This is a genomic window from Rhodococcus sp. KB6 (assembly GCF_001445685.1).
Lineage (GTDB): Bacteria > Actinomycetota > Actinomycetes > Mycobacteriales > Mycobacteriaceae > Rhodococcus_F > Rhodococcus_F qingshengii.
The window spans coordinates 312150-338412 of sequence record NZ_LNAK01000120.1; the positions used below are offsets into that span (position 1 = coordinate 312150).

Consider the following 26263-nt stretch of genomic DNA (forward strand, 5'->3'; position numbering starts at 1 on the left):
ATTCATTGTTCGAAATTCACTCCACTAAATCAGGGACTTTGGTCCGAATTTTCGACTTGGACGCTTATTTGGTGTCCGAATTGGGTAGTTTCACATCATCTAACTCGTTCAAAATTTCGATCCAGCGGTCACGTCCAGTGCAGCCAGTCGAACAGGAGTCGGATGAGCAGCCCATTTCGTGATGCCGCTGCAGTAACGCTCGACGCGGCTCACCGCGTCGGGCAAGCGCACGTGCCAGGCGCCGCACTCAACGGTCGTTTTCACCCGCCAACTGCCGTGAAAGGACTGGTCGCGCGTCCGCGCCTGCACCGCAAACTCACCGCATCCACTGCCACCAAAGGCTCAGGCCCCGGGCCTGTCGGGTTGCTCTCGGCTCCGGCCGGTGCGGGGAAGACCCTACTTCTGGCCGATTGGGCTCGCGAATATTCTCGAGCCTCCCCTGATGTTGCGCTGGCCTGGCTGACGTTGGCCGAGCGCGACAACAACGTGTCGATACTGTGTGAATCCCTCGCCGAGGCGATCGCGACCTCCGTCGATGCGGCCGGCCAGAGGCTCCCCGTGCAGACCGGATCCAGGCCGCCCGTCGAGCAGTGGCTCGCGCACTTTGCGGAAACCCTCGAAACGCACGAGCGCCGAACAACGTTGATCCTCGACGACGTTCACACCCTCCACGATCCGATGTCGATCGGTCTCCTCGATCGGATACTCACACAGACCCCGGGCAACCTGTCGATTATCGTTGCCGCCCGCTACGAACCACCGCTCACGTGGCATCGTCTGGCTCTCGACGGCCGACTCACCCGCTTTGCATCCACCGATCTCGCTTTCGATCGCTCCGAGATCACCGCGATATTCGGCGAGTACGACATCACGCTGCGCGACGACGAACTCGCAATCGTCGAGAACTTCACCAAGGGGTGGGGCGCCGTCGTTCGCCTGACCGCCGCGTTTCTGGCCGGCCGCAGTGACATCGGCGATGCACTGGACGAGTTCACGCACACACCCCGCCCGATCGCCGACTTTCTCGTCGACGAGGTACTGACGTCCTTGCCCGAACATGTCACCTCGTTCATGTTGCGAACATCGGTAGTCGATTCTTTCTCCGCCCAACTGGCGGAAACTCTGACGGACTCGAACGCTCTATCCGAGATCGACTCGCTGATTCAGTTCAACTTCCCCGTGACCCGTACCGATTCCGCCGACCACACAACGTGGTTCAGCTATCACCCTCTCTTGCGCGAGCACCTTCGGGCAGAGTTCCGTCGCGTCGATCACGTCGAGAGAAACCGCGTACACCTGCGAGCAGCAAGCTGGTTCGAAAGCAATCACTTCGAACTCGAGGCGCTCGAACTCGAGGTGTCGATCGGAGACCCATGCCGCATTCTCGCGTTTCTCGAACGCTGCGGGCTGGGCCTCGTACTCGACGGGCACTGCGGGGACGTCGTGCGAGTCCTGGAATCGGTGTCGACGCAGGTTTCGGAATCCCCGATCACCCGACTGGTGCTGGCGGCGGCCGCCCTCCACTCCGGTGACGTGACCTCGGCGACCACGTGCCTCGATCTTCTCGAGGCAACTCATCCACCGATTGCAGAAGATCCATTGTTCCTGGCGATGAGCCTGGAAATCTCCTGCGTTACGGCGACTTCCGACAACGAGCCGCTGGCGGCACGTCTGGAGCGGCGCCAGAAAAGCACCCACTCCGACATCGAAGCCTACGCACACATGGAATTGGCGACGGCACACTTACTGCGACGTGAGTTCGACAGGGCGACTGTCGAATACACTCAAGCCGTCGCACTCGGGACAATACGGGGCAGGGCGCGATTCGTCTTGAAGTCGCTGACCGGACTGGGCTACGTAGCTTCTCTCAGCGGAGACATCGGGGCGATGAGGGCTCACTCCGTCTACGCTCTCGACTACGCGGTCGAACATCGCATCACGACGACTGCGGAGTACGAGTTGTCCGCGTCGGTGGCCGCCTTTGCCACATATCTCTGCGCTTCGAGCGAACTCCCGTACCGCATCCCGACAATCGGAAACTACCGGAGCACAGACGTTCTCGGCGCCAGCGCGCCGGTGTTCGGGTGGCACTCCGTCGTAACCTTCGGCCTTCACAGTCTCGACGACTCGACCGACCGACGCTCGACCGCCGCCGATGTCCGCGACGCGATGCTCAGCGCGATCGAATTACGTACCTTCGCGTTCGCGACCTTGGCTCTTCTACCACCCGTCGTCCACGCATGCCTTTCCGTCGGCGAGGTGGAATGGGCAGCGAGACTCGTGCGTGACGCAGCCGATCAATTCGGAGAAACGTCGGAGATACATCTCGCACGGGGTGCCGTCGCCTTCTCGTCCAACAAGTTCGCGGAAGCACTCGTCGAAGTTTCCGAAGCTCTCGGGTCCTCCGAAATCCCGTTGCTCGCACATCACGTCTACGCCTGGACACTCGAAGCCGGGATCCACGCTGCAACAGGTCACGAGCGCAAGTCGTTTCGCTCCCTCCACAAAGCGCTGCGCGCCGCGGAAGCCGGTAGCCTGCTACGCCCCTTCCTCGACTACGGCGCATCCCTGCGGCCGGTGTTCGACGAGTTCAGTGGACATTTCGGCGATCAGGAAGCATTTGCCGAACAGGTACGTAGCCGCATTCGCCCACAAGAATTGGTGAGTGCACCGATCCTCACGCCAGGCGAATACACCGTGCTCCGTGAACTGGCTTCCGGAGACACCACCGAGTCCATTGCCGACACGCTGTTCCTTTCCGTCAACACCATCAAGACGCATCTTCGCGGGATCTATCGCAAGTTGGAAGTGAGCAACCGACGCGACGCGCTCAAGGCTGCGCGACGCGGCGGACTCATCTGAGCAAGACTGCTTCCATGCCCCCGAAGCTGTATTCCGATACGCGCGATCGATTGACCGTGTGGGCGAGACGTACACCCAGTCGACGGTTGGCGACTGATGCAACCATCGGGGTCTTCGAAGTCGGGCTCGTGGACAGCGCCATGACTTTGGCGGCCCAGGCCTTTACGTCATTGCTCCCGGTCATGATTGCAGCGTCGACCTTGGAGAAGCTGAAGCCGTTGGCTGATGCCGCCAAAGACGACCTCGGCGTCCAACTCCCCGACACCGTATTGACCAGTACCTCTACCGCGGCAGCGTTCGGGATTGTCGGCTTGCTCATGCTGCTGATCAGTTCCACGTCCTACGCTCGCGCTCTCGGCCGGATGTACGGACGGATCTGGAGCGTGCCGACGGCGACACTCCGTCAGGCGTGGCGGTGGTTCGCGGTAGTGTGCGTCGTGGCTGCGTCGGTGGTCGGTGCGGCCCTGTGCCGTGAACTGAATGGTGTTCCGGGAGTAGGCAGAGTCCTGGAGTTCACAGCGGTCTACGTCGTGTGGGCACTCGTGTGGACAGCCGTGCCCATGCTGCTGACGGCCAATCGCATGACCACTCGAATGTGCGTCGGGTCAGGATTGCTCACCGCGACGGGCCTGACCGGACTGCACGTGGCCGGCACTCTTTTCCTCCCCCGAATGACAAAGACGTCGCAGGACGAGTTCGGTCTTCTGGGCGTGATGTTCACCGTCATCGGCTGGCTGTTCATCTTCTCGGCCATCGTGGTTGTCGCGTCGTCGATCGTCGGATCAGTGGCCAAAGATTCCGGTCCCCTGGGAATCTGGCTACGGACATCACGCTGAGGTGTTGTCTCGACCTGCAAGCGCTTGCGAGACGGTCGGATAGACGTCGACCTTCAGCGCGCCCTGGTCGGCACCGGACAGAACGTCGCGGAACTGCCCGATGTCGCGTGCCACTCGGAAGCTCACATTCCTGCGTGCCAACGAATCTCGAAGCTGAGCCAACATCTGCGCAGCGCTGACGTCGATGAACGGTGACGTCTCGGCGTCGAGAACGACCATGGTGGTGCCGGCGGTCACCAGACCGGTGATCTGATCACGCACGTGATCGGCATTGGCGAAGAACATCCCCGCTTCGACCCTGACCACTACGACGCCGTCGAGTGTCTTCAGATCAGGATGCCCACTGATGTCGACCCAGCGCGTGCCGTCCTTGACCAGAGCAGCCACGTGCGGTTTGGAGGCTCGACACAGGAGCAGCAACATCGAGACGGCGATTCCGATGATCAGACCGGGCAACGTGTCGAAGAGGAGAACCCCGAACATCGCCGCGATCGCCGCGGCGAAATCGGCCCGGGCAGCGTGCCCGTAGATACTGCCCAACCTCTTCGTCCACACCCGGTACAGCGCTGCGAGGGAGGAGAAATCGACCAGTTCGATCACTGCTGCGATGACCACAGCCGAGAGCGTCGCCTCTGGCAACTTCTCGAACAGGCCGGTGAGAAACAGCAGTGTCACCAGCGTCAGTGCCGCGACCACCAGTCCGCTGACCTGAGATTTGGCGCCCGCTCCTCCGTTGACAGCGGTCTTCGACAGGCTGCCGTTGACCACCATTCCCGAGCAGAGACCCGATCCGAGATTGGCCGCACCCAGTCCTGCCAGTTCACGATTGGCGTCGATGGTGTAGCCGGCCTTGGCCGCGTATGTCTTTGCAGCGCCAAGACCTTCGGCGAAACCGATGAGCAGAACGCCGACCGCCGGTCCGACCAGGTCGAGGTAGTCCTCGGCTCCCACACCGTTCGGCAGGCCCATCGACGGCAGGCCCGCGTCGATGTGTCCGACAATGTCGATGCCACGATCGTCGAGGCCGAACAACGCTACTGCGGTAATGCCCAGCAGCACGACGAGGAGCGAACCCGGTACGAGCGGAAGCCATCGCTTGACGCCCAGGACCATTGCCAGGCTGAGCAATCCGATGATCACGGTCGGTAGGTCGACCTCACCCAGTTCCTTCACCACTGTCCACGTCTGGACGAAGAAGTTTCCCTCCCCCTTGGCCACGCCCAGGAGTTTGGGTACTTGACCGATGATGATCGTGAGCGCCAGACCGACGATGAATCCCTTGAGAACCGGCTCGGAGATGAAGGACGCGATGAATCCGAGGCGCATGAATCCTGCGAGCAATCCAACGAGCCCGGTCACGATCGCCAATGCCGCCGACAGCGCGATGAATCGGCCGTCGTTTCCTGAAGCCAATGGCGCGATCATCGCCGCGGACAACGCTGCGGTCGCCGACATCGGCCCGACGATCAGATGGCGCGAACTGCCGGCTGCTGCATACAGAATCAATGACGGAACCGCAGCATAAAGCCCGACCACCGGCGGAACTCCGGCGATGGTGGCGTACGCGAGCGCTTCCGGAACAAGGACAGCCCACACCGTAAGGCCCGCAATGATGTCGGGGCGAAGCCAAGCGCGTTGATAGTCGGACAACGACCCGAAGACCCACCAGGTCCGCGTGTGCGGAGCACTCATAGTCCTTGCACCCCTTTACTGATCTGCATCGCCGCGATCAGGACGAGGAGCCCGACGTTCAGCAAGTGCGTGTTGGTGGCTATCCAGGTGCGGATCTTCAGCAGCGGTTCGGTTGCCTCGTCCTTCTTGATCAGCAGGAGGGCAACAGGTACCGCGACCGAGGTCACGGACACCAGCGAGAAGATCACGGCCGAGACGATCTGCGACGTCGGTGCCACGGTGCTGAGACGAAGGTTCATCGCTGCTGCGATGGCACACGACATGTCGATGGGGTTGAGAACGAACAGCGCGAAACCGAGCACACCGGATCGCATTGGTTGGAAGTGCTCAACCGATTGCAGCATCTTCGGCAGCTGAGGGGCCGCAGCCACAACGTCGCCAGGGGCAACTGCAGCCGCCATCGCCTGAACCCCGCGACGACTGCGTGAGTAGACGAACCAGGCACCCGCCAGCAGAGTTGCCCCGAGAACGAGATGGATGACGGGCACCCACAGCGGAGGGTGTGTGCGCTGATGAACCTGGAGTGCGGTCAAGATGACGTACGAACCGGCCAGCGCGACAACTATTCCGAGATACCACCCGATCAGGTACGCAATGCTGTTGATACGCGCTCGTTCGGAAAACAGTACGGCCACAACGGCGACAACCGCCAGCGGGCTCATGATGATCCCGAGCGCCAGCGGGATCTGTTGCAGTAGCAGCGATCCCATAACTACCTCCAGTTGTCAGAGACCGCCGATGCCCTTGCCGATGAGAACAACACCGATAACCAGGATCAACACACTCATCACCGTGGCGTTGTTGTCCTGCAACCACACCTTCAGCTTGGCCAGCGGACCACGCAGTCGCTCCGCGGCAACGAGGTAGCCGATCACGGGCACGCACACTGTGCAGGCCGCGATGATCGTGAAAACCAGAATGGCGACAACAACTTCTCCGGAGCCCAATGACGCGGATCCGATCGAGATTCCGGCCGCGATACACATCATCAGATTCTTCGGATTGATCGCAGCCAGAGCGAAGCCCAAGCCGAGGCCTTTGACAGCGGTCATGTCATCGATGGCGTGCATCCACTTCGGGGTTTCGTGCTCGCCTCCGCGTCCGCGCCATTGTTTGACTCCGAACGCAAGAAGCAATACACCCAACGCCAGCTTGATCCACGACACTGTCGCTGACGGATCACCTTCGGAGTCACCGAGCTTGCTGGACAGAAGCACGAAGATCACGGTGGCGACGACGATTCCCAGTATCCAGCCCAGCGCGAACCCGACGCTCGTGCTGCCGGCACGCTTGGACAACAACATCAAGATTGCCGCGATGATCGGGATCGGCGATACCGCAACGCCGACCGCGAGGGGTAACAGATCCCCGATGACAGATCCCATGCCGACCTCTTCTCTCTCCCGGTCGACACTAGGGGTGGCGACTCTACGGAGCCTCACACAAAAGGGATGAACGGACCCGCGACGACATTCACCCGTAGGGGATGACGCCCCGAGCGCGTACGGGAGTAAGACTGGATCCCACGGATGCGGAGTCCTGGATCGGGCAGCGACGCCGATTGCACTTGACGACATGCGATTTCGAGGCTCGGAGCGCTGCCTTCTCGAACCTCATGGCCCTACGAAATGGAGCGGATACTGATGAATGCTCCCACTCGGTATCAATTCCTCATCGACGGCGAAGTGTCGGACCGCGTCAAGGCCGCATTTCCCGAACTCAGTGTCGCCAGTGCGGCCGGCGGGTTCACCAGTTTGTACGGACCCGTCGCGGACCACACGGCTATGCGGAGCATCATGGCCCGTCTCGATTCCCTCGGCCTGACCGTCGCCGAAATGCGTCGACTCCCAGACTGATCCGAGCCACACCCTGTCGAATTGTCCCACGCACGAGCGATGGTCCCGACCGAGTCGACTCGGTCGGGACCAACTGCTCTCGGGTTGTTCGGTGCCTAGACTCTGTCCCTGTCCCAGGTCGCGACCGCCCAGATCACAACGACATCGAGCGCGATGACCAGGATCGACCACAGTGGGTAATACGGCATCCACAAGAAGTTGGCGATGATCGAGAGCGACGCAATGACGATTGCCGCCGCCCTGGCCCACACTGCACCGGTGAAGAGGCCGAGGGCCACCACGATCCCGATGATGCCCAAGATGATGTGGATCCAACCCCACGTCGTGATGTCGAACTTGTACGTGTAGTTGATACCCACGACAAACAGATTGTTGTCGGCAACGGCCGCGATGCCCTGAAGCAGAGCGACAATGCCTGCGGTGAGCAGCAAAATTGCTGCTGCAAACGTCGTACCTACCGCGAAACCCTGCCGGACAGGGTGATTCGCGGGTTCCCGCGGTGGAGCAGTCATCAGCGTTCCTTTCGACAGAATGCACTTCCCTTACTCAGTCTCGAGGGGCTGGAAGGCGAAAACATCACCCGTCGCGGATGAACCGCAGGTCACCGACCCGTACCCGCTTGCCGGGATCGCAAACCAATGTTGGCAGACTGGCACTGTGCAACACACCGTAGTCGTGATCACCGATATCTATGCTCCACCGGCGGTGATCTTCGATCTCGAACTCGACATGGACGAACACTCGGCCTCGCTCCGCGCAACAGATGAGGTGGCAGTCACGAGTACGGGTAGATCGACGCTGGGAGAGGGCGACGAGGTGTCGTTCACTGCTCGGCATCTCGGGTGGAGATTCTCGATGACAAGCCGGATCACGCAGTACAACCGTCCGTACTCGTTCACAGACGAGCAGGTCCGCGGCCCGTTTGCCGCAATGCGGCACGAGCACGTCTTCGACGTTCAGCCGGGTGGGTGGACGCGGATGCATGACCGCTTCACCGTTACGGCCCCTTTCGGGGTGCTCGGACACCTGGCACTGAGGTTGGCTGTCGGCCCGTATCTGCGACGCCTTCTCGAGCAACGCGCCGCGCACATCAAGGGCCGCGCAGAAGTCGGCACGCCTTTCATCGAGTGAACACCCGCTCTGACGCACCGCAGCGAGTGCTCACTCGACAAAACCTGTGTTCACTCAGCAGCAGTCGCACTCATCACCGCTCTCGGGCACAGCCACAACCGGGCAGCACGGATCACCCTTCCACGCGTTGATGCCTTCTTTCACCGCGATGACGGCGATGACCAGTGCAGCAATCGGGTCCGCCCACGACCAGCCGAGCACCGAGTTGAGCAGCAAACCGACCAGCAAGACCGCAGAAAGGTAGGTACAGAGGAGCGTCTGCTTCGAATCCGCGACCGCCGACAGCGAACCCAACTCCCGACCGGCTCGGCGTTGCGCATAGGACAGGGCCGGCATGATCGCCAAACTCACCGCAGCCAAGAGTATTCCGACGCTCGTGTGCTGAGCTTCCCCCAGACCGAACAGCGACCGAATCGCGTCGAACGAGACGTACGCAGCGAGCCCGAAGAACGAGAATGCGATCACTCGCAGTGCCGTCTTCTCACGGCTCGACGGATCCGGCGCCGAGAACTGCCAGGCAACAGCTGCCGCCGAGGACACTTCGATCACCGAATCGAGGCCGAAACCGAACAGTGCTGCGGACGACACTCGTGTGCCCTCCGCCAGCGCGATGATCGCTTCGACGACGTTGTAGCTGATCGTGATCGCCACGAAGATGCGAATTCTTCTCGACAAGAGCGCACGCCGGTCAGTCGAGAGCCCGACACCGTCAACGGGCGCAACCATCAGCAGCACCCCTCTGATTCGCTGTCCGGGCAGTACGACGGATCCACCGCGAGTACGACCCCGAGCAGGTCGTCGAGGGCCCGACCGATATGTACATCGGCGAGTTCGTATCTGGTCCGGCGCCCTTCCGGGACGGCCACCACCAAGCCGCAACCGCGCAGGCAAGCCAGATGGTTGGACAGCTTCTGCCTGGTCACAGCCAGTGTTTCAGCGAGGTCGGACGGATACCGCGGGGCGGTCTTCAGTTCGAGCAGTATCCGTGTCCGAGTCTCGTCGGACAGTGCATGCCCGAACCTCGCAAGCACCGCCACGTTGGTCACCACATCTACGCCCTCGATATCCATACGTGCGACAGTACATCGAAAACTGGATTCAGAAAACGATGAACTCCGATGGTTCAAGATCCCACCATCGGGTAACGCAAGCGTGAAGCCACCCAACCAGGCGAACACCGGGAGCCCACATCCGATGAACCGTACAAAAGTCGACGATCACGTAGCGATGGCCGAACTACCGACAACCGGAAGCATCTTCCAGGCCTCGTGGCCGGTGCGTACGGGTGACATCCACACCGACAAACAACTGCGCCTCGACGCGATCGCGCGCTACCTCCAAGACGCGGGCTTCGACAATCTCGTCGACCGCGGCGCCATGGATACACACCCGCTGTGGATGGTACGAAGAACGGTGATCGATGTACTCGAACCGATCGTCTGGCCGGATCGAGTTCACTTGCAGCGCTGGTGTTCAGGCCTGTCGAACAAGTGGTGTTCGATGCGAGTTCGCATCAGATCCGATGGCGGCGGGTTGATCGAAACCGAGGCGTTCTGGATCAACATCGACCCGAAGACGGGAATGCCGGCATCCATCAGTGAGAAGTTCACCGCTGCCCTGGCATCGACGGCCGTGGACCACCATCTTCACTGGCGCCGGTGGATCGACCCGACCCCGGACACGACGCCGTCAGCGGATACGCCGTTCCCGTTGCGCTCGAGCGATTTCGACCCCTTCGATCACGTGAACAACGCAATCTACTGGCAGCCCGTGGAAGATGCGCTGCCCGACAGATTACGAAGCGGGCCCTTTCGCGCGATCCTCGAGTACACCCAGCCCATCAAGAGAGGTGAGCAGGTGAGCGTGCGAACCGGCACGAACACGCTGCACATCGACGCAGGCGACGAGGCACGTGCGTCGGCGCGGTGGTTCGCCTTGTCTCCGAAGAGCAACGATCAGGGGTGAAGTTTTCCGAATCCCACGACGGCAGAGTCGGATTGCCAGTCCAGATCATGAACCCGCACCTTGCCGAACTCGTTGCCGCCAACCGTGATCGCAGAGTTGCCGTCCACTGCCACAACGATGTTGGTGTGCTGACCGACCCATCTCGAACTGTCGTAGATCACCACATCACCCACGTTCGGGGTGTACCCGCTGCCGTTCTCGGCGTACGCGCCGATCCCTTGGTAATACTCCTGCAAGGTGTACACCCCCGGGATGCGCCAACTTCCGGAGTTCGGGTTGGACAACGGTCGACCCGCTTCCCTCATGATCCAGCTGACAAAGTCGGCGCACCACTCTTCGTCGATGCCGTCGGAATAGAAGGTGCCCGGACGGTCCTGCTCATGCTCGGATTGCAGTAGCTCGAGCACCCGACCTTGATCAGACGTGAGCGCACTCGCGTCCACCGCCGGGAACTCAGCCGTGTCCCAGGGCAGGTACCGCGATGGTGCGATCGCGACGACCACCACCCCAACCACGATCACGACGCCGAGCACCCCGGCAATCCAGAGCACGATGCGGCGTCGTCGGTTCGATTCGGCAGGACTCACCCTTACGAGTGTGCCAGCCTGCCGCGGACCGAATCGCCAACCACCCCGATGACCTGGCAATTCTCACCAAATTCACACGAATGTGCCACCAAACTATTGCGGTGGCATCAAAGTGGTGCCATAGTGATGCCATGGACTTGACACCGTACGTAGACAACCTTCGCCACGAACTCGCGGTGGCGGCCGAAGCAGGCGGAGAAGACGCAAAGGCACTCGCCGATCGTTTGACCGCACCGCTGGAATCAGCAGTGCGACTCACCCTTCTCGACGCATTGTCTGCGGCAGCCGCCGAGATCACGCGTGACCTCGCCCCGGGTTCGGTGGACCTGCGCCTGCGGGGACGCGAACCCGAATTCGTGGTGGCACCAGCCATCAGTGAACCGGTTCCAGCCCCCGTCGAAGAGGACCCGACTCCGGCACCGCGCCCCGTCACGGAGTCCGACGACGCCTCGATGACTCGAATCAACCTGCGGCTGGGGCAAGACCTCAAAGACCGGATCGAGGCGGCGGCCCGGGAAGCCGGGATCTCCGTCAACGCGTGGCTGGTTCGCTCGGCTGCAACGGCTCTGGAAGGCGGCGCGAACAGAAGCACTCCGAGACAGCGCACGTCCCAAGGTTCCGAAAGCTTCAGCGGCTGGGTGCACTGACACCGGCTTCATCTTTCGCACCACCCTCTTTCATCAACCGAGACAACCTCATCGGGAGTATCACCATGCCTACATTCAGCACACCTGACCCCATCACCTTGAACTTCGACGTGGCAGTCGGACACATCCGGATCACGGCGAGCAGCCGCAACGACACTGTCGTGGAAGTGTTGCCCAGCAACTCGTCTCGCGAGGTCGACGTTCGAGTCGCCGAACAAACACGCGTCGAATTCGCAGGTGGCCGGCTGCAGATCAAGACTCCGAAACAGCGCGGCCTCGGCATCTTCGGGAAGACAGGATCTGTGGACATCTCCGTTCAGCTTCCCTCCGGCTCGGAACTCGAAGGCACTGCCGCAGTTGCCAGCCTCCGTAGCGAAGGCACTCTCGGACGATCACGGGTGAAGGTTTCCGCGGGCGATTGCACACTGGAAACCACCGGGCCGCTCAACATCAGCACCGGGGCCGGCGCGATCATCGTCGAGCACGTGGCCGGTGACATCGACACGAGCACCGGGTCCGGAAGCATCCGCATCGGCCGCGTCGACGGCAACGCGGAGGTCAAGAACTCCAACGGCGACATCAACATCGGCACGATCACCGGCGCACTGAAGGCGAAGACCGCCAACGGCAGTGTCGCCGTCGAGCACGCCGAATCCGACGCGAGCGCCGCAACCGCCAACGGCGACATCCGTTTCGAGACCATCGAGAGTGGAGTCGTATCCGCCAAGACGGCCGCCGGGCGAATCCATATCGGCGTTCGATCCGGAACCGCCGCACGATTCGACGCTCATACGTCCTTCGGCCGCGTCGACAACCAGATGAATGCCACGCACGGTCCGGCTTCCACTGAACGCCGGGTAGACGTCCGGGCACAAACCAGTTACGGCGACATCGTCATTCGACGTTCGGAGCCCCGAGAAGAATCCAACAAGAAGATCTAGCGAAAGGAACGCTGATGTCCCGTAAACCAGCCATCACCGCGACGGGCCTGAAGAAGGCCTACGACGACAAGACGGTACTGGACGGAATCGACATCTCCGTCGACCGCGGAACCGTCTTTGCACTCCTCGGCCCCAACGGCGCCGGCAAGACCACCATCGTGGAAATCCTCTCGACCCTCGTTCCCGCAGACGGCGGCGACATCCGCATCGCCGGGTACAACCCTTCCGACGATCCTGACGCGGTGCGTTCGCGTATCGGTGTCACCGGACAGTTCTCGGCGGTAGACGACTACCTGTCCGGCAAGGAAAACCTTCTCCTCATGGCCGATCTTCACCACCTCGGCAAGGACGAACGCCGCACTCGCACTGACGAACTCCTGGAGAAGTTCGATCTGATCGACTCCGCGGACAAGCTGGCGTCGACCTACTCGGGCGGCATGCGTCGACGGCTCGACCTGGCAATGACGTTGATCGGGCGGCCGGAGATCATCTTCCTGGACGAACCCACCACCGGTCTCGACCCCCGGAGTCGACGCACCATGTGGCAGATCATCCGGGAGTTGGTCGAGGGCGGTGTCACCATCTTCCTCACGACCCAGTACCTCGAGGAAGCTGATCAACTGGCCGACCACATCGCCGTCCTCGATCAGGGACGGATTGTCGCCCAAGGTACGGCAGCGGAACTCAAACGGCACATTCCCGGCGGCCACATTCGTCTTCACTTCTTCGACCGCGATCAGCTCGATTCTGCTGCAGCTGTTTTCGACGAATCATCACGTGACGATGCCGCCTATGTCCTCCAGGTCCCCAGCGACGGGGGTGTCCGCTCGCTGCGCTCTCTTCTCGACCAACTCGACGCTCACTCGATCGACGTCAAGGAACTCTCCGTGCACACACCCGACCTGGACGACGTGTTCCTGACTCTGACCGCCACCGAAAGGACCGACGCGCGATGACCACCATGACGCTTGCCTATCAGGACTCGAAAACCATGCTGCGTCGCAGTATTCGACACATCCTTCGATATCCGTCGATGACGGTGATGCTCGTCGGAATGCCAGTCGTTTTCCTACTGCTGTTCGTCTACGTGCTCGGCGGAACGCTCGGGAACGGCCTCGGCCCCGGCGGTGGCGGTCGAGCCGAGTACGTCAATTACGTTGCACCGGCGATCATTCTGATGACCGTGGCATCAGCGGCACAAGGTACTGCCATCTCCGTCGCAACGGATATGACCGCCGGGATCATTGCACGATTCCGAACGATGGCGATCACGCGCACGTCCGTCCTGACCGGTCACGTTCTCGGCAGCCTCCTTCAGACGATCGTGAGCCTCGTTGTCGTCATCGCCGTAGCGATAGCCGTCGGCTTCCGGCCCACTGCAGGCTTCGTGGAGTGGGCCGCGACGTTTGCACTCCTCGTCCTGGTCTCCATCGCCATGATCTGATTGTCGGTCGCCTTCGGCCTCGTCAGCAAGAGTGTCGAGACGGCCAGCAACCTTCCAATGGTGTTGATCCTCTTGCCGTTCCTGGGAAGCGGCTTTGTCCCCACCGACTCGATGCCGACCGTGTTGCGATGGTTTGCCGAGTATCAGCCGTTCACTCCGATCATCGAGACTCTTCGAGGACTTCTTCTCGGCGAAGCTATCGGGAACAACGCGATACTCGCGATCGGATGGTGCGTCGCAATCACCTTCCTCTCCTACCTCTGGGCGCGGAGTTTGTTCAACCGACGCCCGGTGCGCTGACCTCGAAACACACGTTCTTCGAGAACGGGTACGGTGTCGCTGTCGTCGAGTTCCGAGGCGATGGCGACGTCGTGTGGAAACCCCATGGCGATCAACTCACGTCCTGAGGCACAGTCCCGCAGGCGGTCCTCGTACGAATCCGCCACCGCCGCCCACGCATCCGCCGCCATCCGAGCCTCGGGCGATACGTGGCCGTCCCAACCAGCAGCGGTCAGCGCCGTGACAACCGCACCGGCACCCCACAGATCCTCCACCGCCGGGCGCAACTCTCCACCGGGCCACTTCTCCCCGGATGCGACTATCGCAACCCGCGATCCCGGACCATGTTCGTGCACAATCCAATCCGCGACGGCATAAGCGTTCCTCAAGGAAGCGCCGACACACACCGCAACCTGAGATGCCAACGCAAACGCGATAGTCGACCCGTTCGGCGACGGCAGCACCAGCCGACTCGGCACCTCGGCTTCGCGAATCATCTTGGGAGACAGACTAATCTGACCCTCCGCGGCTACGCTCCGCCTCACCGCCAGGACCGCATCGGCATCACGCGCGTAATCGAACGCGCGCTCGTCGTTCCAGGAAAAGGGAAGTACGTCGATTCCCGCGTCGGCGGCAACGCTCAGCGTCGTCGTGAACGAGAGAACGTCTACCACCACTGCCACATCGACGCCGGCAGCAATCGCTTCGGCGCCGCGCAACCCCCAGTCGAATCGAAGTCCGTAATCGAGTTGGCGATGCTCCGGATTCATCGCACCAGCATCTCAGAAACGAATCAGCTTGTCCGGCACGCGCAAGTCATCGTGCTCGTACAGTGCTCGCACGGCAACGGGATCGTCGGCGGCGCACACCGCGGCGACATCGTCCAACAGTAGGTCGTAGTCGGCGCCGGTCTTTCCGTCGTAGGCGTCCGTCATACGACCCCACTCGTCCCACGGCAGAGTTTCGATCTTGTTCATCGCAGCGAGATCCTTCACAGCGTTGCCGCGGATCTCGGCCGGCCCCCAGTTCTCGGTGCCGTACACCCCGAACTGGGACCCGTCGATCTCGCCGCGTCGATACGCCAACCACGCCTCACCACCACTGAGGAATTCTCCCGACTGCAGATCATGGGCGTGAGGAAGGACGTTCTGTCCGAGGATCTCGGAATCGATGCGGATCCACCGCTTGCCCGCGTCGTCCCAGTACTCGGTGATCCAGTGGTCCACGCCCTGTCCCGGTTGAAAGTACGTGGCAAAACCACAACGGACCCGGGCGGCAAAACCGCGGTAGCGCAGAAACGCACAACTCGAAACTGCAAAGTGCCGACAGGTTCCGACGACCCGATTGTCGGGTTCACGGGCGGAGGTCACCGGTGCCGGATCGAGCGCAAGCAGGCGTTGGAGCAGAACGCTTGCCGGCCGGATCTGGTTTTCGTCGAATCGGTCGGCAGGCAGATTCAGCGACTGAGCATCGGTGGGTTGGACCACCAGGTACGGCACTACCCGGCATATTTTCACGGGGTCGGTGGAGAGCGACTCGAGGGCGAGCGGGTCCACTCCATCGATGCGGGTGAACGGTCCTGCTGATGTGTAGTCGAGAACCGCCGTCATGGGCGGAGGTTAACAAACACTGCCGACACAGCAACTCCACTATGGTTAGGGTCCCATAACCATGAAACCCGAGGTTGCCGTGAACCCTATGTTGAGCCGCCGTGCCATGCTGTCCGTCACTTTCGCAACAGCAGCCGGTTTCGCCCTTGCTGCCTGTGGCGACAGCGCGAAGGACGAATCCACTCCCGGCACCGAAGGTGCTCATGCCGAGGCCAACGCCTTCCCGGTGACGATCGACCACAAGTTCGGCTCCACCACCATCGAGCAGGCACCCAGCCGCATCGCAGCGGTCGGTATCGGCGACGCGGACGTTTTGCTTTCCCTCGGGCTGACGCCCGTCCTGGTCCCGGTGTGGAAGGGATCGACCGACGACGGAATCGGCGTCTGGGCCGACTCTGCAGTCCAGGGCGCCGAGCCGACGCCATTGGCCAACGCCACCACCGATTTCGACATCGAAACGATCGTGGCTGCAGCGCCTGACTTGATCATCGCCGTCAACAACGCGATCGACGAGGATCTGTACAAGCAGCTCAGCGCCATCGCGCCGACGGTGCTGCACGCCGCCGATCAGACGGATTGGGTTCTGCCCTGGCAGGAAGTCACGACCCGTATCGGCACCGCTGTGGGCGTTCCCGCGCAGGCAAAGCAGGAGGTTCAGGAAGTCGAAGACCTCATCGTTCGCACCCGCGCGGAGAACCCCCAGTTCGAAGGCAAGACAGCAGCTCTCGTCATTCGCTGGAGCGATGGAAATCTTCGAGCGTTCAGCCCCGAGGCTGCGCGCGCTCAGCTGCTCACGCAACTGGGATTCACGGCTCCTGCCGCACTGAAGGATCGGTTCGCGGGCAAGCTGAACTACGAGATCTCCGCCGAGAACTACGACCTCCTCGAGTGCGACTACCTGCTCTTCGACAACTACGAGAAGGCTCGCGCCGAGATGGAGTCGCAGCCGGCGTTCACCAATCTGAACGTGGTCGAGACCGGAGGCCTGATCAGCTTGGACCCCATCGTCAGTGACGCGGTGTCCATGCCGAACCCGCTCACCATTCCGTTTGTGCTGGAAGATTTCGTCGCAAAGATCAATCAGACGATCGCGGGTCGATAACTTTCGTTCGGCCTGACCACACCCACAACACCACAGCCGACACGGCCACGCAGAGCGCAACGATCACCCATGGTGACGCCGGCGCTGCGTGGCCGTTGTCGACGAGGTCGTACACGAATCCGACTCCCACGGTTCCCAGGAGCGCGAGCAGACCGCCGATCGTGTTGAGCATGCCGAAGTGCGCTCCGAGGTTGCTTTCACGACCGAGGATCGCGATGGTGTCTCGCATCGGCGGCACCATCAACATCTGTCCCAGGTGCAGCAGCCCGATCCACACCGCCAGACCGACTATCTGCGTCGACGCCGAAGCTGCGGAGTCGACGCCGGTGACCAGCGGAACCAGGAACGACACCGAAATGAGCACAAGCCCGAAGGTGATCGCGCGCCGATGCCCGATGCGGTGGGCAACCGCGACCGTCGGTCCCTGCCCGACGATCACCAACACCGCCGCGCCCACGTAGAACCATCCCAGCGCCGACTGCGAACCGATTCCGCGCTCGAGCTGTTCCGGAAGCATCAGGTACAGCTGGCTGTACGCAACCAGCTGAAAACTGCAGAGCGTCGCGAAGAGCAGAAAGTTGTTGTTGGTCAGGACACTTCGCCAGACGTCGCGCAGCGTATAGGTCGACACCGGGCCGTCGTGGGCATCGCCCGGTCGGGGGAACCAGATGAAGAACCCGACCCACATGATCGCGAAGAGCAACGCGGCGCTCGACGCCGTCCACGAGAACGGAAACATCAGGAGAGCAGCTCCCAGCGCCGGACCGATCACGGTTCCCAGGCGGCTGCACATCTGTTCCACTGCAAACAAATCGGTACGACGCATAACTCCGGCGGACTCGAGTTCGCGTCCGTACTCCGCGTTGGCCGACTCCACTGCGGGCGCGAAGAGCGCGGCAGCAAAGCCGACCAGGAGCACGCCGACGATCACGGCGCTCATGCTTTCTGCCAGACCGAGCATCAGAAAACCGACTACACGAACGGCTATGCCCAGCAGGATGATCGGACGCTTGCCGAACCTGTCGGCGAGGCTTCCACCGATGAAGAACATGCCCTGCTGACTGAACATCCGCAATCCGAGGACGAGGCCGACAATCCAGGCCGCAAATCCGAGGTCCTCCGAAAGGTGCACCGCCAGAAAGGGGACAACCAGATAGAACCCGATGTTGAACAGCACCATCGAGAGGAGGAGCAGCTTCACCACCGGCGGCAGGACACGAACCTTCGCGAAGGTCTTGTTACCGGGGAAACGCTCACTGAGTACCACGATCAGAAGACTATTGCCCGCACGGCGTTCTGTGGAAATCTGCCATTTTACAATTGGTTAACTGTCCGTTTAGGTAGCGATGGTAATCATCTTCCGGGGGTTCGAGCACACGACAACGAGAGCCGGGATTTGATGAATGGATTGACGCGCCGCCAGATGGTCAAGGCGATGGCGGTAGCCGCGGGCACAGTCACCGCGAGCGCATTTACATTGGGTGCCAATACCTCCGTCGCGGGGGCGAGCCCCGCGCAGGAGATCAAAGTGCTCTCCCTCAACACCTGGCACGGCGGAACCAAGATCAACGGTGGCCTGCAGCTGATCGCCGACATGATCATCTCGACACAGGCGTCGATAGTTCTCCTGTCGGAAGCCGGCACTGCGACAACTGCATTGGCCGACATGCTGACCAAATCAGGAACCACCTTCTACGGAGCAGCGTCCTCCGACGTGGGGATTCTCTCCAAGTTTCCGATCGAGGAAACAGCCGACCTGAACTCGATGATCAAGGCAGTCGTGACGGTCGACGGCAAACAAATCGCTGCTTACTCGGCACATCTGGCCTACACGTCCTACGCGACGTATCTACCGCGCGGATACGGCGCGGGTGTTCCCAAGCCCGGAGAGTTCTCCGAGTTCGGTTGGAACAAGATGCCGTCCGGTCCGGTCACGGACCCCGAGACGGTTCAGCGTGTGAACATCAATTCGGGACGACCCAAGGCAATTTCGACGTTCGTCGACGATGCGGCAAAAGAACGGGCCAAGGGCAGATCCGTCATCCTCGGTGGCGATTTCAACGAACCGTCGGCCCTGGATTGGACCGACAGCACGCGAAATCTGTTCGACCACAACGGTGTAGTCGTTCCTTGGGAATCCACCCGCCTGCTCGACCAAGCCGGATTCGTCGACGCTTACCGCAGTAAGTACCCGAACCCGGCCACACACCCGGGCTTCACCTGGCCGTCCGACAATCCCGACGTCGACACCTCACAGCTCACCTGGGCACCCGAGGCAGACGAACGCGATCGGATCGACTACATCTTCGCCGACCGCGCTTCCGACCTGAAGCTGGGATCCGTCGGGATCATCGGCCCGCGAAAGACGATCGTGCACAACAAAAGAGTGCAGGAGAACTCCCAGGACAACTTCATCGCTTCACCGACGCCGTGGCCGACCGATCACAAGGCCGTTCTTGCGACGTATCGTTTTGCCAGCTTCGGCGGCGGATCATCGACCGGTTCGTGGAGCGGTTCCTGACAGGGCATCTCGTAGCCACTCGATCATCATCGGCGTCAACTCGGGCAGCTTGGTCACTGCGCAGTGCCCCGCATCCGGGATGACGTGTACCTGCGTGTTCGGGCGCTCCTCGAAGAGAGTGGTGTCGGAGAGCGGGATGTGAACGTCGTCGGCCCCGTTGACCACAAGCATCGGGGTCCGGCCGTCGTCGGCGGTCATCAAGACACTGCGATCGAAAGCACGCAGACCCTGTACCAGCGCCTCTTTGGTTGCCGGTGCATCGAAACCCAGTGCGTTTCCGACGATGTCACCCATGCCGTAGACCAGGCGCTCCGCGTTCGCGGTCTCGAACGCGCCCTTGACCGGGGCGCCGATGTTGATCACCGCATCGACGGCGCCGGTCAACCCCGACCGCACGGCGAAGTTGCCACCGAAGGAGACTCCCAGGTGTGCCACCTGGCCATTGCCGAGGGCGCGAGCCGTCGCCACCAGTCCGTCGATCACCTCGTCACCGAAAGCGTCGAGAGGAACCGGTGATTCACCAGTTCCCGGCTGGTCGAAGGCAACAACAGTCACTCCGGCGTTCTTCGCGAACGCACTGACCAACGGATGCATGTCCATCTTCCAGCCGTCGACGCCGCCGCTGAGCAACAGGGCGGGCGCATCCTCGTACCTTCCGTCCACGGAGAGAATGTGTACCGGTAGCTCGATCTCGCCGTTTCGGTAGGGCAGGGACAGGATTCGACGCTCGAACTCGAGCCCGAATCCCGGTGCTGCCTTGACGTATTCGTCCACCTGATTCTGCAGGGCCCGGCGCCGCGAATCGTTGGCCAGGACGGGGAACTTGGCGATTCCGTAAATCATCGCCGCGAGTGAATGATTGCCGTCGGCGGAGTACTTTGCTGCCAACGCCGACCACTCGTACGACCAACCACCCGGCGCGTCGGCCCAGGTCGAGTGGATGGACGCGCGCAGTTCCTCGAGATCCGAGACGGGGAGCCCGAAGCTCAGAAACTGTCCTGTGCGCTCTTCGAAGAGGCCTCGGTGATCGACAGGAAATTCGTATGACATGGGAAAACACCCCTCAATTCATCTCTAATGCAACGATCAGTTGCATTAGCTCAGTGAACCACGTGCCTCCAGCTAACACAACACCTTGTTGCGATAAGGTTGGCTCATGACTTCGACACCACAACGGCCCGGAGGGCGTAGTGCCAGGGTGCGCGAGGCCGTCCTGGCAGCCACGGCGGCCGAATTGTCCGAACGCGGATTCGCGGCGATGACTATCGAGGACATAGCCGCCCGCTCCGGAGTCCACAAGACCACGATCTACCGGCGGTGGAGCACGCTGTCCCAGTTGGTGGCCGACGCGGCGGTTGAGGTATCGGCAACCACCGTCCCCATCCCGGATACCGGTTCCATCGAATCCGACCTGCGCGAGATGGCCAGATCGATAGTCGCACTGGTGACCAGCGAGTCGGGCGGCGCGTTGGTGGCTGCGCTGTTCTCCGATGCGGTCCGCACGCCCGAGGTCGCGAGACTCAAGCGCGAGTTCTATTCCGCACGTTACGAACTGGCAGACATCGTCGTCCGCCGAGCAGTCGAGCGCGGGGAGATCTCCGAGAAGGTCTCGGCCGCTGATCTTCTGGCGGCCGTCGCCGCACCCATCTACTATCGCCTGCTGGTCGCCGATCTACCCGTCGACCAGTCGGTTGCCGATCGTGCTGCTGCCGGCGCGCTGGCTGCGGCCCGTGCCGGGGCACTCGATCAGGCCGAATGAGCCAGTGAATTCAGCGCTTCCACGATTGCCTCGTTGAATCCGCTGCCGCCATGCCCGGCGTCGTCGAGTACCACCAACTCACTACCCGGCCAACGCCGGTGGATCGCCCAGGCAGTGTCGAGTGGCCCGGAAATGTCATACCGTCCGTGCACGAGAATCGCGGGAATCTCAGCGAGGCGGTCCATTCCGTCCAATATCTGATTCGGCGCCAGGAAGCAGTCGTTACCCCAGTAATGCGTAACCAGCCTGGTCATCACCCGGCGGAAGTCCGGATTCTGGTATCGAACACTCGGAGTCCACCCCGGCATCAGCGACACGTGCACGTCTTCCCAACGGCACCACTGCAACGCGGCATTCTCGCGCACAACAGGATCCGGATCGGCAAGCAGTCGCGCGTACGCCGCGGGGAGGTTTCCGTCACGCTCGTCCACCGGCAACGGCGCCACGAACTCTTCCCATTCACGCGGAAATACCCGGCCCATGGCACGGGTGATCCACTCGATTTCGACCCTCGTCCCGCCGGTGATCGCGCCCAGGGCCATCGCTTGTACCCGCGCGGGAAACGCCTGCGCGTACACCAGACCCAAACTCACGCCCCAGGAAAGTCCCGTCACGATCCATCGCTCGATACCGAGATGCTCACGAAGACGCTCGATGTCTTCCACAATGTGCGCCGTGGTGTTCACGGTCAGATCGACGTCCGGACTGCTCGCTAGCGGAAGACTGCGCCCACAGCCTCGCTGATCGAACAGAACTGCGCGAAAGACTTCGGGATCGAAGAAACGCCTGGCGCCGACAGTGCATCCCGAACCAGGACCGCCGTGGAGGTAGAGAACCGGAATGCCCGCCGGATTGCCGACTGTCTCCCAGTAGAGACTCTGACCGTCCGCCACTTCCAACAGCCCCGACTCGTACGGCTCGACGGGCGGGTACAGGACAGCAGTCATAGGCGGTGATTCTTCCATCAAGCTGCCTACTCGAGTAGGCAGCACGCGGCCGAGCAATGGCCTAGCGTGGACAGGACACCACTGCGACGGGAGTACACCAGATGCGTGATGGGTTCAGGTTGCCGGGATACGGCGGCGCCGCAGTCTTCCTTCGCAGTCATGCGGTTCCCGCCACTGTCTTCGAATCCGACGTACCCACACTCGTTTTCGACGTCGGGCTGCTCAGCCCCGATCGGTTCAATCAATACCTCAGCCGGCACACGGACGAGGGGTTTGTCGAACGGCTGGCGGCGTTCTTCTTTCACGCGGCTGCAGACTTCCATCCCGAGAATTCGCTCCCGTCGTTCACCGACGAACGACTCGGGCTGATGATCTCGGTCTGTTCCAGCACCGATCGAGAGGTGGAACTCGACTTCTCACTGGCCGAGGATCCCGAATCGGAGGACACCGAACGCGACGAGATGACTTTCGAGACAAGCCGAGTCGTCCTCGCGACCTCGGCGCAGACGGTTTCTCGATTGACCGGTGGAGTAACCACCCACTTCGACGGGGAGTTGTAGAGACATGGGTTTTCTCTTCGAGGTACTCGATTTTCCCGACGGCAGTCGGATGACCGATCTGTGGAACAACACATGGGCTGAGCCGGCAATGGGCGAGGAGATTGCCTCCGGTCACTTCATTCATCTGGGCGACGATCAGCACGTCGACGTGGAGACCGATTTTCTCAGTAGCCACCTACCGTTCAACGTGGCAGGCTTCGGCGGAGTCTTTCCCGACGGCAAACCCTGGATGTTCGTCATGCAGAAGGCGCCGGCCGATCTCGCGACCAGGCTTCGCGGCGAGGACGATCCACACTCACTTTTGCGCGGATCACTCGACCGCGCCATGTCTTTCAACCCTGATGCACTGGTAGCCGAGGAATTGTCCTGGAGGCACGCCGATCTGGTGAAGGTGTACGAGGAAGAGGGGATCCCTGCGGTATCCGTTGCCGGTTGGTCGGCTGCAGATCTCCTGCGTGGCCTCTTGGCACAGTGTTGCAACGTCGAACTTGCCACCGTCGTCGCCGGATACCCAGAGTGCGCCTATCCCGAATCGGCGCATGCGTGCGAAGCGGACGTGTTCTCAGACGTGTTCGCCGGTTGGGTCAGCGGACTGCGGTGATGTGACGGAGGAGACTCCACCCTCCTGATATTTCGGAGTAGACTCATTTATGAGCGTGATCCGAAATGGAACGGGGTGAGCGGGATGACGAAGCCGGACCAAGAACTGGGCCGTCGAGAACGCAACAAACTCGAGAAGCAGACACGCATCTTCGACGCCGCTGCCGAACTGTTCGCAGAAAAGGGCTACAGCGCAGTCACAACTCAAGAAATTGCCGACCGCGCCGATGTAGCCGGCGGCACACTCTTTCGTTACGCCGCAAGCAAAGCCGAGTTACTTCTCATGGTGTACAACGCGGAATACCGCAAGCAGATCGAGCTGGGAGAAGAGCGTGAAGCCAAGTCGACCGGCACAGAAGATCGTGTGCTCGAGCTGGTTTCACCCCTGCTGATCGCAAGTCGCCGAAACGACGAGAACACCGGCATCTACCAACGCGAAGTGCTGTTCGGTGAGCCCAGCGAATGTTTCCGGGCCGAAGGCCTCGAACTCTCGCAGCGCCTGCAAACGCGGATTGCGCAAATCTTGCACGAGGCACACCCCCACCACACCACCCGAACCACCACTGCAGCGCGAACGATTTCCAACGTGCTGCACTTCGAAATAGCCCGCGCGGCATTGGACCGAATCACGGCAGACGAACTCACGAACATCGTTGCCGCACAGGTCCGATTGACGCTTGCCGGACTACCCACCGAATAGGATTGAGGATCGAAAATGACTGAACTGAAGCAGATCACCGTTCTGGGTACCGGAGTTCTCGGCTCACAGATCGCCTATCAGACCGCCTACCACGGCTTCGACGTCGTCGCGTACGACATCAACGCCGAGGTCATCGAAAAGGCCAAGGCTCGGTTCGACTCGTTGGCCGCGGCCTACAAGGCCGAGAACGTCGAGGGCGCCAAGGAAGGCAAGGCTGACGAAGCGCTGCAACGTATTACGTACTCGTACGATCTAGGCGAAGCCGTCGCCAAGGCCGACCTGGTCATCGAGGCAATTCCCGAGGACATCGCCATCAAGCGCGACACCTACGAGAAGCTTGCCACGGTTGCTCCTGAGCACACGGTGTTCGCTACCAACTCCTCGACGCTGCTGCCGAGCGATCTCAAGGAGTTCACCGGCCGCCCCGAGAAGTTCCTCGCACTGCACTTCGCAAATCACGTGTGGGTCAACAACACTGCCGAGGTCATGGGCACCGAGTCCACCGACCCCGCCGTGTACCGCGAGGTCGTCGAGTTCGCGAAGAACATCGGCATGGTGCCGATCGAACTCAAGAAGGAGAAGGCGGGCTACGTACTCAACTCGCTCCTGGTCCCGCTCCTCAACGCGGCCTCCGACCTGCTGATCGACGGCATCGCCGATCCCGACATGGTCGACAAGACGTGGCGTATCGGCACCGGAGCCCCGTTCGGCCCCTTCCAGATCATGGACGTCGTCGGGTTGACCACCGTCTACAACATCTCCTCCCAGGGCGGCGAGAAGCAGCGCGAATTCGCCGACTACATCAAGAAGAACTACATCGATGAAGGCAAGCTCGGCGTCGCTGTCGGCGAGGGCTTCTACAACTACAAGGGCTGACCGACTTACCGGCTCACCGCGCGGTGGTTACGACGTGAATTCACGTGGTAGCCACCGCGCGGACGTCTGTTGTCAGTAAGTCCGAAACCACCCTGAGCGATTGTGACGCAAGCTTCTTCACGTGCGAACCCATCATCAGGAGAGATCCCCACATGCGTCGTTCCGCCATCTCGGCACTCACAACACTGGCACTGCTCGGCGCCGGAACATTGGTCAGCACTCCCGCTGTCGCCGCTCCCCTCGCGTGTGGCGGAATCTCCACCGGTTCGTTCTCAGGCTCCGCCGGCGGATCGGAGTACCTGTGCGCCAAGGAAGGTGATCTCCTGGACGTGCGCATCGGCGACGTTCACGCGACACAACCGTCCCTCGGCTACGACGAGGTGTACTACAAGCTCGGGCGATACACGCTCGGAAAAGACACGATCAACAAGAAGTTCGACGACTGGTGTGAGGCGAACGGCCAGATCCAGGCCGCGACCGCTACTGCGGCGTCGACACTGAAGGACCCGTCGTCCTTCACCTGCCAGCTCCCGGTGGGTCAGGAAACCGCGGAGAGCATCGCGCCCATGAAGACCGTGGTCGTCGGTCCCCGCGGCGATCTCTATCTGACCGACGGTCACCACACCCTCACGTCCTTCATCGAGACGGCCGACGGCGGTCCCGACCTTCACGTGCGACTGCGGGTTCTCGGCAACCTCAGCGGCTTGAGTGAAGGTGCCTTCTGGACCGAGATGGAGAAGAACAAGTGGGTCTGGTCGCGTGACGTCGACGGAAACCAGGTACCGGTCCAGGCTCTGCCGAAGAGCGTCGGCCTGGCCAACTTCGCCGACGACAAGTACCGCAGCTTGATGTACTTCTCCCGCGACATCGGATTCGCCGCGGGCACGATTCCGTTCCAGGAGTTCTACTGGGGCGCCTGGGTCCGCGACACCGCGCCCGTCGACCTCACCAACTGGAATCGCGATGATCTCTCCAGCTACCTGGGCACCGTGAAGTCGGTGACCAAAGCACAGACAGCGTTGACGGGCGATGCCGTCGTCGACAGCGGATTCACTGCCACCGATCTTGGCGTCCTGTCGGCCTGGAACGACGGCAAAGCCGAGTCCAAGGGCGAGTTCGCAAAGCTGTCCAAGCCGTACACAGACGACAAGCCGGGCAAGATCGCCTACGCACTTGCCTACAAAGCAACCCTCTGACCTGCTCAGATCCAAGTCACACCAAGCAGACTTGACTAAGGTAAGCCTCTACTCAGTAGTCTGAACCCATTCGGGTGCCGCTTCATCGAAGCAGCGACGCCCTGCCCTGACGGAATACATGCCGTCGTATCTGCCCGGTCGAACAATCTCCG

The 26263-nt window shown here is 61.5% G+C and carries 28 protein-coding genes and 1 pseudogene; 17 read left to right on the top strand and 12 right to left on the bottom strand.

Translation table 11 applies throughout. The features are described from left to right. The first annotated feature begins 162 nt into the window (after positions 1-162). Together ASU23_RS17850 and ASU23_RS17855 are read left to right on the top strand one after the other, a co-directional pair. On the top strand, positions 163-2862 hold the full coding sequence (locus tag ASU23_RS17850) for a LuxR C-terminal-related transcriptional regulator (protein WP_058038382.1): 2700 nt from the start codon (positions 163-165) through the stop codon (positions 2860-2862). A 14-nt stretch (positions 2863-2876) separates the two neighbouring features. Next, the gene (locus ASU23_RS17855) at positions 2877-3698 is read left to right on the top strand and encodes a hypothetical protein (protein WP_003942972.1); all 822 of its coding nucleotides are present in this window, start codon (positions 2877-2879) and stop codon (positions 3696-3698) included. On the opposite strand, the gene ASU23_RS17860 is transcribed toward ASU23_RS17855, so the two are convergent. The 3 genes from ASU23_RS17860 to ASU23_RS17870 are packed head-to-tail and all read right to left on the bottom strand — an operon-like array spanning position 3690 to position 6775. Then, entirely contained in the window at positions 3690-5390 is a 1701-nt protein-coding gene (locus tag ASU23_RS17860; protein ID WP_058038383.1) for a SulP family inorganic anion transporter, read from the bottom strand. The two genes, ASU23_RS17855 and ASU23_RS17860, sit on opposite strands and share 9 nt — an antisense overlap. Beyond that, positions 5387-6100, bottom strand: a complete 714-nt coding sequence (locus tag ASU23_RS17865) for a GAP family protein (protein ID WP_058038384.1) — start codon at positions 6098-6100, stop codon at positions 5387-5389. Before ASU23_RS17865 ends, ASU23_RS17860 begins: the two co-directional genes overlap by 4 nt. Before the next feature lie 15 nt (positions 6101-6115). Continuing rightward, on the bottom strand, positions 6116-6775 hold the full coding sequence (locus ASU23_RS17870; RefSeq protein ID WP_003942903.1) for a GAP family protein: 660 nt from the start codon (positions 6773-6775) through the stop codon (positions 6116-6118). Positions 6776-7033: 258 nt separating this feature from the next. Here ASU23_RS17870 and ASU23_RS17875 point away from each other — a divergent pair, with 258 nt between their 5' ends. Beyond that, positions 7034-7246, top strand: coding sequence for a hypothetical protein (locus ASU23_RS17875; RefSeq protein ID WP_003943015.1), 213 nt, complete (start codon positions 7034-7036; stop codon positions 7244-7246). A 95-nt stretch (positions 7247-7341) separates the two neighbouring features. On the opposite strand, the gene ASU23_RS17880 is transcribed toward ASU23_RS17875, so the two are convergent. Further along, positions 7342-7758 carry a hypothetical protein gene (locus ASU23_RS17880; protein ID WP_003943077.1) on the bottom strand — a complete coding sequence of 139 codons (417 nt, stop codon included), beginning with the start codon at positions 7756-7758 and terminating at the stop codon, positions 7342-7344. Between the two features lie 145 nt (positions 7759-7903). On the opposite strand from ASU23_RS17880, the gene ASU23_RS17885 reads away from it, so the two are divergent. Then, the gene (locus ASU23_RS17885; RefSeq protein WP_051649717.1) at positions 7904-8377 is read left to right on the top strand and encodes an SRPBCC family protein; all 474 of its coding nucleotides are present in this window, start codon (positions 7904-7906) and stop codon (positions 8375-8377) included. 54 nt (positions 8378-8431) lie between these two features. Here ASU23_RS17885 and ASU23_RS17890 read toward each other — a convergent pair whose 3' ends face one another. Together ASU23_RS17890 and ASU23_RS17895 are read right to left on the bottom strand one after the other, a co-directional pair. Then, positions 8432-9103 carry a cation transporter gene (locus ASU23_RS17890; protein ID WP_253741384.1) on the bottom strand — a complete coding sequence of 224 codons (672 nt, stop codon included), beginning with the start codon at positions 9101-9103 and terminating at the stop codon, positions 8432-8434. Next, the gene (locus ASU23_RS17895; RefSeq protein WP_007730375.1) at positions 9103-9447 is read right to left on the bottom strand and encodes a helix-turn-helix transcriptional regulator; all 345 of its coding nucleotides are present in this window, start codon (positions 9445-9447) and stop codon (positions 9103-9105) included. Before ASU23_RS17895 ends, ASU23_RS17890 begins: the two co-directional genes overlap by 1 nt. Before the next feature lie 124 nt (positions 9448-9571). Between ASU23_RS17895 and ASU23_RS17900 the strand changes: the two genes are divergently transcribed. Then, positions 9572-10342, top strand: coding sequence for an acyl-[acyl-carrier-protein] thioesterase (locus ASU23_RS17900; RefSeq protein WP_058038481.1), 771 nt, complete (start codon positions 9572-9574; stop codon positions 10340-10342). On the opposite strand, the gene ASU23_RS17905 is transcribed toward ASU23_RS17900, so the two are convergent. Continuing rightward, positions 10333-10929 (bottom strand): CHAP domain-containing protein, encoded by a 597-nt coding sequence (locus ASU23_RS17905; protein ID WP_030536161.1) that lies wholly within the window; start codon positions 10927-10929, stop codon positions 10333-10335. The genes ASU23_RS17900 and ASU23_RS17905 overlap by 10 nt on opposite strands. A 131-nt stretch (positions 10930-11060) precedes the next feature. Here ASU23_RS17905 and ASU23_RS17910 point away from each other — a divergent pair, with 131 nt between their 5' ends. From ASU23_RS17910 to ASU23_RS17925, 4 genes and pseudogenes are all read left to right on the top strand, one after another. Continuing rightward, positions 11061-11576, top strand: coding sequence for a toxin-antitoxin system HicB family antitoxin (locus tag ASU23_RS17910; RefSeq protein WP_007730367.1), 516 nt, complete (start codon positions 11061-11063; stop codon positions 11574-11576). 65 nt (positions 11577-11641) lie between these two features. After that, a complete protein-coding gene (locus tag ASU23_RS17915) occupies positions 11642-12517 on the top strand; it encodes a DUF4097 family beta strand repeat-containing protein (protein ID WP_058038386.1) in 876 nt (291 codons plus the stop codon). Between the two features lie 14 nt (positions 12518-12531). Next, entirely contained in the window at positions 12532-13473 is a 942-nt protein-coding gene (locus tag ASU23_RS17920) for an ATP-binding cassette domain-containing protein (RefSeq protein ID WP_058038387.1), read from the top strand. Continuing rightward, positions 13470-14261, top strand: a pseudogene (locus tag ASU23_RS17925) (ABC transporter permease). Before ASU23_RS17920 ends, ASU23_RS17925 begins: the two are co-directional and overlap by 4 nt. On the opposite strand, the gene ASU23_RS17930 reads toward ASU23_RS17925, so the two are convergent. After that, a complete protein-coding gene (locus tag ASU23_RS17930; RefSeq protein ID WP_058038388.1) occupies positions 14216-15010 on the bottom strand; it encodes a 2-phosphosulfolactate phosphatase in 795 nt (264 codons plus the stop codon). The pseudogene ASU23_RS17925 and the gene ASU23_RS17930 overlap by 46 nt on opposite strands. Before the next feature lie 12 nt (positions 15011-15022). Beyond that, positions 15023-15850 (bottom strand): transglutaminase domain-containing protein, encoded by an 828-nt coding sequence (locus ASU23_RS17935; RefSeq protein ID WP_058038389.1) that lies wholly within the window; start codon positions 15848-15850, stop codon positions 15023-15025. 88 nt (positions 15851-15938) lie between these two features. On the opposite strand from ASU23_RS17935, the gene ASU23_RS17940 reads away from it, so the two are divergent. Beyond that, complete coding sequence (locus ASU23_RS17940; protein ID WP_232508959.1) at positions 15939-16952, top strand: ABC transporter substrate-binding protein; 1014 nt, start codon at positions 15939-15941, stop codon at positions 16950-16952. Here ASU23_RS17940 and ASU23_RS17945 read toward each other — a convergent pair. Beyond that, positions 16927-18219, bottom strand: coding sequence for an MFS transporter (locus ASU23_RS17945; protein ID WP_050655011.1), 1293 nt, complete (start codon positions 18217-18219; stop codon positions 16927-16929). The two genes, ASU23_RS17940 and ASU23_RS17945, sit on opposite strands and share 26 nt — an antisense overlap. Positions 18220-18351: 132 nt before the next feature. Here ASU23_RS17945 and ASU23_RS17950 point away from each other — a divergent pair, with 132 nt between their 5' ends. Further along, complete coding sequence (locus tag ASU23_RS17950) at positions 18352-19473, top strand: endonuclease/exonuclease/phosphatase family protein (RefSeq protein WP_058038390.1); 1122 nt, start codon at positions 18352-18354, stop codon at positions 19471-19473. Here ASU23_RS17950 and ASU23_RS17955 read toward each other — a convergent pair. Next, the gene (locus ASU23_RS17955; RefSeq protein WP_058038391.1) at positions 19444-20523 is read right to left on the bottom strand and encodes an alpha/beta fold hydrolase; all 1080 of its coding nucleotides are present in this window, start codon (positions 20521-20523) and stop codon (positions 19444-19446) included. The two genes, ASU23_RS17950 and ASU23_RS17955, sit on opposite strands and share 30 nt — an antisense overlap. 106 nt (positions 20524-20629) lie before the next feature. On the opposite strand from ASU23_RS17955, the gene ASU23_RS17960 reads away from it, so the two are divergent. Next, positions 20630-21232 carry a TetR/AcrR family transcriptional regulator gene (locus ASU23_RS17960; protein ID WP_058038392.1) on the top strand — a complete coding sequence of 201 codons (603 nt, stop codon included), beginning with the start codon at positions 20630-20632 and terminating at the stop codon, positions 21230-21232. On the opposite strand, the gene pip is transcribed toward ASU23_RS17960, so the two are convergent. Further along, positions 21220-22179, bottom strand: a complete 960-nt coding sequence (gene pip / locus ASU23_RS17965) for a prolyl aminopeptidase (RefSeq protein ID WP_058038393.1) — start codon at positions 22177-22179, stop codon at positions 21220-21222. The genes ASU23_RS17960 and pip overlap by 13 nt on opposite strands. A gap of 101 nt (positions 22180-22280) precedes the next feature. Between pip and ASU23_RS17970 the strand changes: the two genes are divergently transcribed. The 5 genes from ASU23_RS17970 (at position 22281) to ASU23_RS17990 (ending at position 26111) form a co-directional block, all read left to right on the top strand. Next, the gene (locus ASU23_RS17970; RefSeq protein WP_058038394.1) at positions 22281-22739 is read left to right on the top strand and encodes a hypothetical protein; all 459 of its coding nucleotides are present in this window, start codon (positions 22281-22283) and stop codon (positions 22737-22739) included. A 4-nt stretch (positions 22740-22743) separates the two neighbouring features. Continuing rightward, complete coding sequence (locus ASU23_RS17975) at positions 22744-23340, top strand: hypothetical protein (protein ID WP_058038395.1); 597 nt, start codon at positions 22744-22746, stop codon at positions 23338-23340. 84 nt (positions 23341-23424) lie between these two features. Beyond that, the gene (locus ASU23_RS17980; RefSeq protein ID WP_003943197.1) at positions 23425-24039 is read left to right on the top strand and encodes a TetR/AcrR family transcriptional regulator; all 615 of its coding nucleotides are present in this window, start codon (positions 23425-23427) and stop codon (positions 24037-24039) included. Positions 24040-24054: 15 nt separating this feature from the next. Next, positions 24055-24915: a 3-hydroxyacyl-CoA dehydrogenase gene (locus tag ASU23_RS17985; RefSeq protein ID WP_030536170.1), complete on the top strand. Its 861-nt coding sequence runs from the start codon at positions 24055-24057 to the stop codon at positions 24913-24915. Positions 24916-25067: 152 nt separating this feature from the next. Then, on the top strand, positions 25068-26111 hold the full coding sequence (locus ASU23_RS17990) for a ParB/Srx family N-terminal domain-containing protein (protein WP_003942919.1): 1044 nt from the start codon (positions 25068-25070) through the stop codon (positions 26109-26111). The last annotated feature ends 152 nt before the right edge of the window (positions 26112-26263 follow it).

Excerpts from the sequence above, each read along its gene's own strand:
- ASU23_RS17910 (WP_007730367.1), top strand. The coding sequence starts at position 11,061 with ATGGACTTGACACCGTACGTAGACAACCTTCGCCACGAACTCGCGGTG.
- ASU23_RS17875 (WP_003943015.1), top strand. The coding sequence starts at position 7,034 with ATGAATGCTCCCACTCGGTATCAATTCCTCATCGACGGCGAAGTGTCG.
- ASU23_RS17915 (WP_058038386.1), top strand. The coding sequence starts at position 11,642 with ATGCCTACATTCAGCACACCTGACCCCATCACCTTGAACTTCGACGTG.
- ASU23_RS17865 (WP_058038384.1), bottom strand. The coding sequence starts at position 6,100 with ATGGGATCGCTGCTACTGCAACAGATCCCGCTGGCGCTCGGGATCATC.
- ASU23_RS17975 (WP_058038395.1), top strand. The coding sequence starts at position 22,744 with ATGGGTTTTCTCTTCGAGGTACTCGATTTTCCCGACGGCAGTCGGATG.
- ASU23_RS17850 (WP_058038382.1), top strand. The coding sequence starts at position 163 with ATGAGCAGCCCATTTCGTGATGCCGCTGCAGTAACGCTCGACGCGGCT.
- pip (WP_058038393.1), bottom strand. The coding sequence starts at position 22,179 with ATGACTGCTGTCCTGTACCCGCCCGTCGAGCCGTACGAGTCGGGGCTG.
- ASU23_RS17920 (WP_058038387.1), top strand. The coding sequence starts at position 12,532 with ATGTCCCGTAAACCAGCCATCACCGCGACGGGCCTGAAGAAGGCCTAC.
- ASU23_RS17960 (WP_058038392.1), top strand. The coding sequence starts at position 20,630 with ATGACTTCGACACCACAACGGCCCGGAGGGCGTAGTGCCAGGGTGCGC.
- ASU23_RS17860 (WP_058038383.1), bottom strand. The coding sequence starts at position 5,390 with ATGAGTGCTCCGCACACGCGGACCTGGTGGGTCTTCGGGTCGTTGTCC.
- ASU23_RS17880 (WP_003943077.1), bottom strand. The coding sequence starts at position 7,758 with ATGACTGCTCCACCGCGGGAACCCGCGAATCACCCTGTCCGGCAGGGT.
- ASU23_RS17980 (WP_003943197.1), top strand. The coding sequence starts at position 23,425 with ATGACGAAGCCGGACCAAGAACTGGGCCGTCGAGAACGCAACAAACTC.
- ASU23_RS17855 (WP_003942972.1), top strand. The coding sequence starts at position 2,877 with ATGCCCCCGAAGCTGTATTCCGATACGCGCGATCGATTGACCGTGTGG.
- ASU23_RS17940 (WP_232508959.1), top strand. The coding sequence starts at position 15,939 with ATGTTGAGCCGCCGTGCCATGCTGTCCGTCACTTTCGCAACAGCAGCC.
- ASU23_RS17890 (WP_253741384.1), bottom strand. The coding sequence starts at position 9,103 with ATGGTTGCGCCCGTTGACGGTGTCGGGCTCTCGACTGACCGGCGTGCG.
- ASU23_RS17985 (WP_030536170.1), top strand. The coding sequence starts at position 24,055 with ATGACTGAACTGAAGCAGATCACCGTTCTGGGTACCGGAGTTCTCGGC.
- ASU23_RS17870 (WP_003942903.1), bottom strand. The coding sequence starts at position 6,775 with ATGGGATCTGTCATCGGGGATCTGTTACCCCTCGCGGTCGGCGTTGCG.
- ASU23_RS17990 (WP_003942919.1), top strand. The coding sequence starts at position 25,068 with ATGCGTCGTTCCGCCATCTCGGCACTCACAACACTGGCACTGCTCGGC.
- ASU23_RS17955 (WP_058038391.1), bottom strand. The coding sequence starts at position 20,523 with ATGTCATACGAATTTCCTGTCGATCACCGAGGCCTCTTCGAAGAGCGC.
- ASU23_RS17930 (WP_058038388.1), bottom strand. The coding sequence starts at position 15,010 with ATGAATCCGGAGCATCGCCAACTCGATTACGGACTTCGATTCGACTGG.
- ASU23_RS17970 (WP_058038394.1), top strand. The coding sequence starts at position 22,281 with ATGCGTGATGGGTTCAGGTTGCCGGGATACGGCGGCGCCGCAGTCTTC.
- ASU23_RS17895 (WP_007730375.1), bottom strand. The coding sequence starts at position 9,447 with ATGGATATCGAGGGCGTAGATGTGGTGACCAACGTGGCGGTGCTTGCG.
- ASU23_RS17900 (WP_058038481.1), top strand. The coding sequence starts at position 9,572 with ATGAACCGTACAAAAGTCGACGATCACGTAGCGATGGCCGAACTACCG.
- ASU23_RS17935 (WP_058038389.1), bottom strand. The coding sequence starts at position 15,850 with ATGACGGCGGTTCTCGACTACACATCAGCAGGACCGTTCACCCGCATC.
- ASU23_RS17950 (WP_058038390.1), top strand. The coding sequence starts at position 18,352 with ATGAATGGATTGACGCGCCGCCAGATGGTCAAGGCGATGGCGGTAGCC.